At 36.0% G+C, this 8,342-nt stretch carries 12 protein-coding genes; all 12 read left to right on the top strand.

Going from position 1 to position 8,342, the window contains the following annotated elements:
• Window positions 1-307, top strand: a 307-nt coding sequence (locus BBH99_RS09145; RefSeq protein WP_066694832.1) for a hypothetical protein, incomplete at its 5' end; no start/stop codon positions are given.
• Between the two features lie 2 nt (window positions 308-309).
• Window positions 310-1,164 (top strand): hypothetical protein, encoded by an 855-nt coding sequence (locus BBH99_RS09140; protein ID WP_066694829.1) that lies wholly within the window; start codon window positions 310-312, stop codon window positions 1,162-1,164.
• A gap of 45 nt (window positions 1,165-1,209) precedes the next feature.
• Window positions 1,210-2,280, top strand: a complete 1,071-nt coding sequence (locus tag BBH99_RS09135) for an adenylosuccinate synthetase (protein ID WP_066694827.1) — start codon at window positions 1,210-1,212, stop codon at window positions 2,278-2,280.
• A gap of 78 nt (window positions 2,281-2,358) precedes the next feature.
• Window positions 2,359-2,835: a macro domain-containing protein gene (locus BBH99_RS09130; RefSeq protein ID WP_066694843.1), complete on the top strand. Its 477-nt coding sequence runs from the start codon at window positions 2,359-2,361 to the stop codon at window positions 2,833-2,835.
• A 6-nt stretch (window positions 2,836-2,841) separates the two neighbouring features.
• Window positions 2,842-3,435: a DUF4291 domain-containing protein gene (locus BBH99_RS09125; RefSeq protein WP_066694825.1), complete on the top strand. Its 594-nt coding sequence runs from the start codon at window positions 2,842-2,844 to the stop codon at window positions 3,433-3,435.
• Window positions 3,436-3,445: 10 nt separating this feature from the next.
• Window positions 3,446-3,856, top strand: a complete 411-nt coding sequence (locus BBH99_RS09120; RefSeq protein WP_066694842.1) for an ADP-ribosylation/crystallin J1 — start codon at window positions 3,446-3,448, stop codon at window positions 3,854-3,856.
• Between the two features lie 77 nt (window positions 3,857-3,933).
• Window positions 3,934-4,449 carry an O-acetyl-ADP-ribose deacetylase gene (locus BBH99_RS09115; RefSeq protein ID WP_066694823.1) on the top strand — a complete coding sequence of 172 codons (516 nt, stop codon included), beginning with the start codon at window positions 3,934-3,936 and terminating at the stop codon, window positions 4,447-4,449.
• A 63-nt stretch (window positions 4,450-4,512) separates the two neighbouring features.
• A complete protein-coding gene (locus BBH99_RS09110) occupies window positions 4,513-5,199 on the top strand; it encodes an SIR2 family NAD-dependent protein deacylase (protein ID WP_066694821.1) in 687 nt (228 codons plus the stop codon).
• A complete protein-coding gene (locus tag BBH99_RS09105) occupies window positions 5,199-6,137 on the top strand; it encodes an ADP-ribosylglycohydrolase family protein (protein ID WP_066694820.1) in 939 nt (312 codons plus the stop codon). The genes BBH99_RS09110 and BBH99_RS09105 overlap by 1 nt, the downstream gene beginning before the upstream one ends.
• Window positions 6,138-6,141: 4 nt before the next feature.
• Window positions 6,142-6,621: a hypothetical protein gene (locus BBH99_RS09100; RefSeq protein WP_123873089.1), complete on the top strand. Its 480-nt coding sequence runs from the start codon at window positions 6,142-6,144 to the stop codon at window positions 6,619-6,621.
• Between the two features lie 18 nt (window positions 6,622-6,639).
• On the top strand, window positions 6,640-7,749 hold the full coding sequence (locus BBH99_RS09095; protein ID WP_066694817.1) for a hypothetical protein: 1,110 nt from the start codon (window positions 6,640-6,642) through the stop codon (window positions 7,747-7,749).
• Entirely contained in the window at window positions 7,746-8,288 is a 543-nt protein-coding gene (locus BBH99_RS09090; protein WP_066694816.1) for an RNA 2'-phosphotransferase, read from the top strand. The genes BBH99_RS09095 and BBH99_RS09090 overlap by 4 nt, the downstream gene beginning before the upstream one ends.
• The last annotated feature ends 54 nt before the right edge of the window (window positions 8,289-8,342 follow it).

Here is an 8,342-nt window from a genome sequence, read left to right as displayed (position 1 = left end):
CGAATCATTACAAAGAAATAATGATCAGATCAGAGAAGACCGTGCGCGAACGATCGGAGAAGATTCAGAATTGATCTACAGGCGTAAGGTAGAAGACATCGGGTTGAAAATAAAAAGACTTGAGCGTGAGCAGGAAGGACTTATAGACATCAGTCCTTTGGACAGAAACAGTTTGACTTTTGCGGATTTTAATCCCGAAGCATTCGTTCAGAAAGACATGGAATTATCATTAACAATCAGAAACCTGAATATTCAGTTAGAAGTTACTCAAAAGAGATTTGAATATTTATTCGGAAAAACATTTTAGTCATGGGAAGTACAAGATATGATATAGACGCTCGTTACGACAGAGCAAGCAAAGCAGGTTACAAAACAAAATCTGCAGGTGAAATTTTCACACAGAATGCCAAAAGACAGGCACATCCATCAATGATTCCTCATGGAATTTCATTTAGAGAATCCAGAGACTCTGAAGTACATCCTAATTCAGTTCCAATTATCCTGGGATTGGATGTAACGGGAAGTATGGGACATATTCCTTACGAACTCATCAAAGAAGGCTTACCAAAACTGATGGGTGGCATTATCCAGGGTGGAGTTCCTGATCCGGCACTGCTTTTCCTGGGAATAGGAGATCATGAATGTGATAGCTATCCGCTTCAGGTAGGGCAGTTTGAATCTGGAGATGAAGAATTAGATATGTGGCTTACCAGAACTTATATTGAATCCGGAGGCGGTGGAAACGCTGGCGAAAGCTATCTTTTAGCATGGTATTTTGCAGCATTCCACACCAGAACAGATGCCTTTGAAAAAAGAAACCAGAAAGGCTTATTGTTTACGGTAGGAGACGAACCTTGTCTGAAAGTGCTTCCGGCATCAGCCATCAGGGAAATCATGGGTTCAGGGCAGCAAACTTATACTCACTATGAATTGTTGGAAGAGGCTAAGAAACGATATGAAGTGTATCACATCAGTGTTTTACATTCCGATCAGGCAGTAAGAGCAGACAGAGGCTGGAAAGAGCTATTGGGGCAAAATTGTATATCAATAGAAGATCACAGAGATATTCCGGAAGTGATCAAAAGGATTATCTGTGAAAAGTTTAAAGATAAAACCTTTGAAATACCAAACCAGAAAGGATTAGACAACGTACAGATGCTTTAAAATACAAATTTGCCGATAGGGCAATAACTTTAAAAAATTTCAGACATGAAAAAGGCGCAAATAGTTATAGGATTAGGTTTCGGAGATGAAGGAAAAGGAATTACTACAGATTTTCTGGCTCAGCAAAATCCTGAGTCTGTAGTGATTAGGTTTTCAGGAGGACAGCAGGCTGCTCATACTGTAATGATCGATGATAGAAAGCACGTTCATTCCAGTTTTGCAAGCGGAGCGCTTCGTGGGTTGCCGTCTTATTTTACGGAACATAGCACGATTCATCCTCAATTTCTATTCAATGAAAGGGAAGAATTAAAAGCAAAAAACGGAAATACAGAACTTCATATTCATCCCTTAGCCAAAGTGACAACGCCTTTTGATGTCTGGCAAAACAGGAACAGTTTCAAAAATCTGGAACACGGAACCTGCGGAAAAGGAGTAGGAGCCACCATGAAAAGAAATGAAAGCCCTTATAAGCTATTCGCGATTGATCTTATAGCACCAAAAGAAATGTTGGTAGAAAAGCTGAAAGGTATTGCTTATTACTATGGTTTTATGGATGAAGATCAGATTAATGAACAGATCAATCCCTTTTTAGAAGTTATTGAACAAATAGATTGGAAAATTGATGATTACAGCTATCTGAACTCATTTGAAAACCTCATTTTTGAAGGCAGTCAGGGCATTTTATTAGATATGGATCACGGTGTTTTTCCGAATGTGACCTATGCGCATACCACTTCAAAAAATGCGTATGAGATCTGTAAAAGACTTCATATTGAAGATATTGAGATGTATTATGTGACCAGAAGCTACGCCACACGCCACGGAAATGGATGGATGAGCAATGAAAAAGAGATGCTGCTGAAAAACAATGAAGAGGAAACCTGTACCTTTAATGAATTTCAGAAAAACCTAAGATTCGGTGATCTGGATTATAAACTACTGAATTATGCCTTAAAACTGGATGGAGCGTATGTAAATTCAACAAAAAAGAATTTAATAGTAACCTGCCTGGATCAGATTGATGAGGAATTTAAGTTTGATAAACTGGAAATAAAATTTGATGCTATTTTCGGATCTTTTTCTCCTTATTCAAAAGATTTTAAAATGCTGATTTAATACTGGATACAGAGGTTTTAATCTTATATTTAAGGTGAGAATAGAATGATGAGGTAAATAATGCAATTTGAAAAAACAATGAAAACGATACACTATTTAAAAGGAGATGCTACCGTTCCACAGGCAAAAGGAATAAAAATCATCGCTCATATCTGTAATGATCTGGGAGGCTGGGGAAAAGGCTTTGTACTGACCGTTTCCAAAAGGTGGAAAGAACCGGAAAAAGAATACAGGAACTGGCATCGTTTCAGAAGCGAAAATAATTTTGGATTAGGCGAAATCCAGATCGTAAAGGTAGAAGAATACATATATGTAGCCAATATGATCGGCCAGAAAGGGATGAAAACCGGAAGCAACGGAATTCCCGTTCGCTATGAAGCCATTGAAAAATGTCTGGAAACATTAGCCAACAAAGCCTTAGAGCTTAATGCAAGCATTCATATGCCGAGAATCGGGTGTGGGTTGGCTGGCGGAAAATGGGAACAGATAGAACCTATCATAGAAAGAACCTTACTGAACAAGAATATTGAAGTGTATGTCTATGATTTTGATTAATAAGTGATGAAAGAATTTGAAATAAGAGCAGATTATACCCGAGATACCATTGTGGTCTACCAAGCTTACAATAAAGCCATTGCAAAAGCAGCAGTAGAAAATCAGAAGTTCAGTGCTCCTTTTTCATTCAGTAGAATGACGTGGATTAAACCTTCTTTCCTTTGGATGATGGAACGAAGCAATTATGGGCAGAAACCCAATCAGGAATGTACTCTTGCTATTCATATTAAGAGGGAAGCCTGGGAAAAAGCACTGGTGCTGGCTGTTTTAACCTCTCCTGAAAAAAGAGTCTATCCTAATCCAAAAGTTTGGGAAGAAGAGTTTGAAAATGCGAAAGTATATGTACAATGGGATCCGGAAAGAAATATCAAAGGAAACAAACTGGAATATCGCTCTATTCAGGTGGGAATCAGTCGCTATCTGATAGAAGAATTTAATGAAGACTGGATTGTTAAAATAGAAGATTATTCTCCTCTGGTAAAAAAGATTTTAAGCCTTACCAAACAGGGAGAATTTAATAAAGCAAAGAAGCTGTTGCCTATAGAAAAAATATATCCGTTATCCTATGAGATTGCTCAGAGGATTGGATCAGAAAATTAAAATGAACAAAATGAAAACAACAAGATTGTACAGACCGGTAGGAGAGAAGGAAATGGTTATTATTATTGAGAACGGATATAAAAAGTTCCCGCCAAGACTGGAATGGCAGCCCATCTTTTATCCGGTACTGGATGAAGACTATGCTTCAGAAATTGCTGAGAAATGGAATACAAAGGATGAGTTTGGAAACTATCTTGGTTTTGTAACCCGTTTTGATGTCTCAGAAGAAGCAGCCCATCAATATCCGGCACAGAATGTAGGTGCAAGAAATCATAATGAGCTGTGGGTTCCTTCAGAAGAGTTGGATGCATTTAATCAGGCTATTGTAGGTAACATAGAAGTGATCAAAGTATTTGTAGGAAACGACTTTAAAGGATCTTCAAATACAAAAATAGAAAGCCTGGTGAATGCTTTAAAATAACCGCTACGAATCCATAAGATGGTAAAAAATGTTCATGTAAAGAAAGGGAAAATGCTAGAACCATTTGAAGAAATATAATGAAAATTGAAGTTATAAAAGGAGACATCACAAAAATCCATGCAGAGGTCATTGTTAATGCAGCTAATTCTTCCTTATTGGGTGGAGGAGGTGTAGATGGAGCCATTCATCGTGCTGGAGGACCACGGATTCTGGAAGAATGCAGAGTAATAAGAAACAGACAAGGTAAATGTGGTACAGGAGAAGCCGTAGTAACAACAGCAGGAAATCTTCCTGCACAATATGTTATTCATACAGTAGGACCAGTTTGGAATGGAGATGAAGAAAAAAGTTCAAAACTTTTATCAGATTGTTATAGAAACTCTTTACAACTGGCAGAAAATCTTGGCATTAAAACTATAGCTTTTCCTAATATTAGCACTGGAATTTATAAATTTCCGAAAGAACTGGCAGGAAAAATAGCTGTTCATGAAGTAAGAAAGTTTCATTCAGATATCATAGAGAAAGTTATTTTTGTCTGTTTCGATGAAGAGAATGAAGAAATTTATAAAAAGCTTTTAAATCCTTCCTTTTAGAATCAATTATATTCGTGCATTAATGAGGCAAATATAAAGTGTACAAAACAAAATTTAAAACCAATGAAAAAACTAACCATATTAAGCGGAGCAGGAATCAGTGCAGAAAGCGGAATACAAACCTTCAGAGACGGAGACGGTCTTTGGGAAAATCATAATGTAACCGATGTAGCCAGTCCGGAAGGATGGAGAAAAGACAGAGCTTTGGTGTTGGAATTCTACAACCAGAGAAGACGCCAGCTTCATGAAGTACAACCTAATGAAGCCCATAAATTATTGGCAGAGCTGGAAAAATACTTTGATGTTCAGATCATTACTCAAAATATTGATGATCTGCATGAAAGAGCTGGTTCCACAAAGATCCTTCACATTCACGGAGAGTTGTTCAAATCATGTTCCTGTAACAATAAAAGACTGATCTATGATCAAAAAGATGATATCAATATAGGTGATAAGGCTGAAGATGGCGCTCAGTTAAGACCATTTATTGTTTGGTTCGGGGAAGATGTTCCTTTATACCAGGATGCCAGAGAAATCGTAAAAGAATCAGATATTTTGGTGGTGATCGGAACCTCTTTACAGGTTTATCCTGCTGCCGGACTCATCCATGATATTAAAGATGATTGTCTTTTAATCGTTATCAATCCTAATGAAACAGGTTTTGGTTACGGACAAAGAGCTGTAGTGATGAAAGAAACAGCAACACAGGGAATGAAACTTTTATTTGATAAACTGGTAAATCTTGCCTGATGGAAAATAAAATAAAAGGTGGAATTATGGGAGTATGCATTGGTGATGCCCTCGGAGTTCCTGTAGAGTTTAAAGATAGAGATTATTTAAAGCGATTCCCTGTAAATAAGATGCTGGAATATATGTCCTGGAATCAGCCCAAGGGAACGTGGAGTGATGACAGCTCTCTTACACTTTGTCTTGCAGAAGAACTTACAAAAGGCTATGATCTGGAAAAGATCGGACAAAGCTTTGTACAATGGGTGAAAGATGGGCATTGGACTGCCCACGGAAGACTTTTCGATATTGGAGAAACTACAAGACACTCTATTGCAAGGCTAATCAAAGGAGAAAGTGCCAGGTTTTCAGGAAATATTTTTGAAGAAGATAATGGGAATGGTTCTTTAATGAGAATTCTTCCCTTAGCTTTTTATCTTGAAAATGAAGAGGATATTCAGAAGCTATATCAGACTGTAAAGGAAGTTTCATCCATTACCCATGGTCATTTCAGATCTGTTTTTGCCTGTTTTATCTATGTAATATTTGCGATTCAGTTAATAAAAGGAAAAAATAAAGCTGAATCTTATGAATATATGCAAAATATGGTTTTGGAATATGCAGATTTACAAGGTTTTAATCCAATTGAGGTTGAACTGTTTCAAAGGATTCTAAAAAATGATATTTCAAGCTATCCCGAAGATGAAATCAGAGCAAGTGGTTATGTTCTTCATAGTCTGGAAGCCTCTTTATGGTGTTTTTTAAACTCAGAAAATTATTCAGAAGCTGTATTGAAAGCGGTAAATCTGGGTGAAGATACAGATACAACAGGAGCTATTACTGGTGGATTGGCGGGAATCTATTATGGTTTTGAAAATATTCCTCAGGAATGGATTGACGAACTTGTTAGAAAGAATGATATTGAAAAATTATGTGAAAAGTTAGACAATAAATACTCATAAGCTAATGAAGTCTTTTCTAAAAATGTTAACCAATATGTTTTCCAAATATAATCCAGAAAATGACATTTTGAATTTTCCTTTAAAGAAATATAAAGGAAGAATTGACATCAATAAAGCGTTGGAAATAGGAAACAGCAGTGTTCATTATTCACCGGATTATGCATATGAAACCCCGTTTGAAATTCTGGATAGGATAAAGGATAGTACCTTACTTTGGATAGACAATCAAAACAGCCTGCTGGGTCTTTCAGATCATAAGAAGACTTTATTAGTTCCTCTGAATAAAATCAATGGAATTGAAATTCAGAATATACTGAAAGGCAAAGGACCAGGAGAATCTGACCTATTCCTCTATCTTCATAATAATCCATTTGTAATGCTTTCAATATCACCAGATACCTATTATTTTGATCAATATGCAGATGAGATCAGTAAAACAACAGGATTTACAGTCACTTTTTCCCCGGAATATTATAATGCTTAATTAAAACAAAAACCATTGATGACTCTATATAAATTTACTTCAGAAAAAGAATTGCTGGAAATAGGAAGAACATCTTTTAAAGAATTTATTTCTGATATTCCCTTGCTTTTCTATACTGCTTCTATACCTGATCAGATTCCGGATCATGGAATGTTTCTTATCAATTGTGAGATCGAAGAGAATACAGTCAATAATTTTAAAATACTGAATGACGGAGAATTGATAATAAAAACTGATCAAATACCACTTTTCAATGTTTTACTTGTTGATAGAATAAAAATTGTTGATTTTTTTGGAGATAGTGAAGAAATTGGAAAAGAAACCCTTGAGGTTTTGGAAAAAGAAAAAAGATTTTCTGAAAGCAGGCTAAAGGAATATTTGGAAACAAACAGCAGAGATATTATCTCTTATGATTATTTTCGAGAGGTTTACAATCCTTCAGTTCCTATTGGAGAAGAAAATGAAGAAGAGCTTGAAAAATTGATTGAAGAAGAGAAGACCCATGCAAAATATTGTGAGGAGAAGATATCAAAAATAAACACAGTAGAAGAAGCTGTTGATTTTTTGATTTATGAAGAATTGAGTGAAGATAGGATCCTAGATATCAGGAATGAATCATTAGCTTCAAAACTTAATGATATGGGAGTTTTTTTTGGCTTAGGAATGTATCTTCGAAATGTATTCATTTACCCAAATAAAAACGAAGACTTCCTGAAGTATCTGAACATTTATGATCCGGGATATACTGTCAATAGAGGAGAGTTTGGAGAAGGTATTATTGAGGATTTGTTATGGCGCACACTCAATCATTACATTATAACGGATGAAAGTAAAAAGAAAATTGAAGTATTGCGTAAAGAAAAATATGATGAAGATTTGGCTTGGTCTAATTATATAAAGGAGAGACTGCTTTCGTATAATCTTGGTGAAGCCGTCATCAGTGAATATTTGAAACTTGAAGATCAAATGGATCTCTGTGTAAGTGATGAAGATTTTGAGCATTGTATGTATGAGCAAAAAAGAATATTGGAAGGATTATCAGGAGATGAGCTCTCTGTTTATAATCATTTGAAACAGGATTATTTTATGATTAGCAGACTTATTAAAAAATTAAAAAACAAATTATGAACGAAATAGAAACAAAAAGAATAAGTAAATTTTTAAGCCTTATTTTGAGGCACCAACCCGAGACGATCGGCCTAAAACTGGATGAAAACGGCTGGGCAGATGTAGAAGAGTTGAGAGCAAAATCAGCGAAAAAAAGAGTGCATTTTTCTCTGGAAGAATTAGATGAGGTAGTTGAAACCAATAACAAAAAGAGATTTGCCTTTAATGAAGATAAAACGAAGATCAGAGCCAGTCAGGGACATTCTATCAATATAGATTTATCCCTGGAAGCTATACAGCCTCCTGATTTCCTGTATCATGGAACCGCAGAGACCAATATCTCTTCCATTATGGCAAAAGGAATTGAAAAAAGAACCCGACAACATGTACACTTAAGTGCTGATAAAGAGACCGCTACAAAGGTGGGGATGAGACACGGTAAACCTATAATTCTGACCATCAGGACCGGGAAAATGTATGAAGACGGAGTCGCTTTCTTCCAATCAGCCAACGGAGTCTGGCTTACAGAGTTTGTAGATCCTCAATACATTTCAAAATGATAAAAACAACAGTATCGAACTAAAAAAGCCATTATTTTAAAGATAATGGCTTAT

Source organism: Chryseobacterium contaminans (assembly GCF_001684955.1).
Lineage (GTDB): Bacteria > Bacteroidota > Bacteroidia > Flavobacteriales > Weeksellaceae > Chryseobacterium > Chryseobacterium contaminans.
The sequence above is the reverse complement of the archived record's forward strand: the minus strand, read 5'-3'. Positions and strand labels throughout refer to the sequence as shown.

What these genes read in the sequence shown, in the direction of transcription:
- BBH99_RS09140 (WP_066694829.1), top strand. Translation starts at nt 310, where the DNA reads ATGGGAAGTACAAGATATGATATAGACGCTCGTTACGACAGAGCAAGC.
- BBH99_RS09135 (WP_066694827.1), top strand. Translation starts at nt 1,210, where the DNA reads ATGAAAAAGGCGCAAATAGTTATAGGATTAGGTTTCGGAGATGAAGGA.
- BBH99_RS09130 (WP_066694843.1), top strand. Translation starts at nt 2,359, where the DNA reads ATGAAAACGATACACTATTTAAAAGGAGATGCTACCGTTCCACAGGCA.
- BBH99_RS09125 (WP_066694825.1), top strand. Translation starts at nt 2,842, where the DNA reads ATGAAAGAATTTGAAATAAGAGCAGATTATACCCGAGATACCATTGTG.
- BBH99_RS09120 (WP_066694842.1), top strand. Translation starts at nt 3,446, where the DNA reads ATGAAAACAACAAGATTGTACAGACCGGTAGGAGAGAAGGAAATGGTT.
- BBH99_RS09115 (WP_066694823.1), top strand. Translation starts at nt 3,934, where the DNA reads ATGAAAATTGAAGTTATAAAAGGAGACATCACAAAAATCCATGCAGAG.
- BBH99_RS09110 (WP_066694821.1), top strand. Translation starts at nt 4,513, where the DNA reads ATGAAAAAACTAACCATATTAAGCGGAGCAGGAATCAGTGCAGAAAGC.
- BBH99_RS09105 (WP_066694820.1), top strand. Translation starts at nt 5,199, where the DNA reads ATGGAAAATAAAATAAAAGGTGGAATTATGGGAGTATGCATTGGTGAT.
- BBH99_RS09100 (WP_123873089.1), top strand. Translation starts at nt 6,142, where the DNA reads ATGAAGTCTTTTCTAAAAATGTTAACCAATATGTTTTCCAAATATAAT.
- BBH99_RS09095 (WP_066694817.1), top strand. Translation starts at nt 6,640, where the DNA reads ATGACTCTATATAAATTTACTTCAGAAAAAGAATTGCTGGAAATAGGA.
- BBH99_RS09090 (WP_066694816.1), top strand. Translation starts at nt 7,746, where the DNA reads ATGAACGAAATAGAAACAAAAAGAATAAGTAAATTTTTAAGCCTTATT.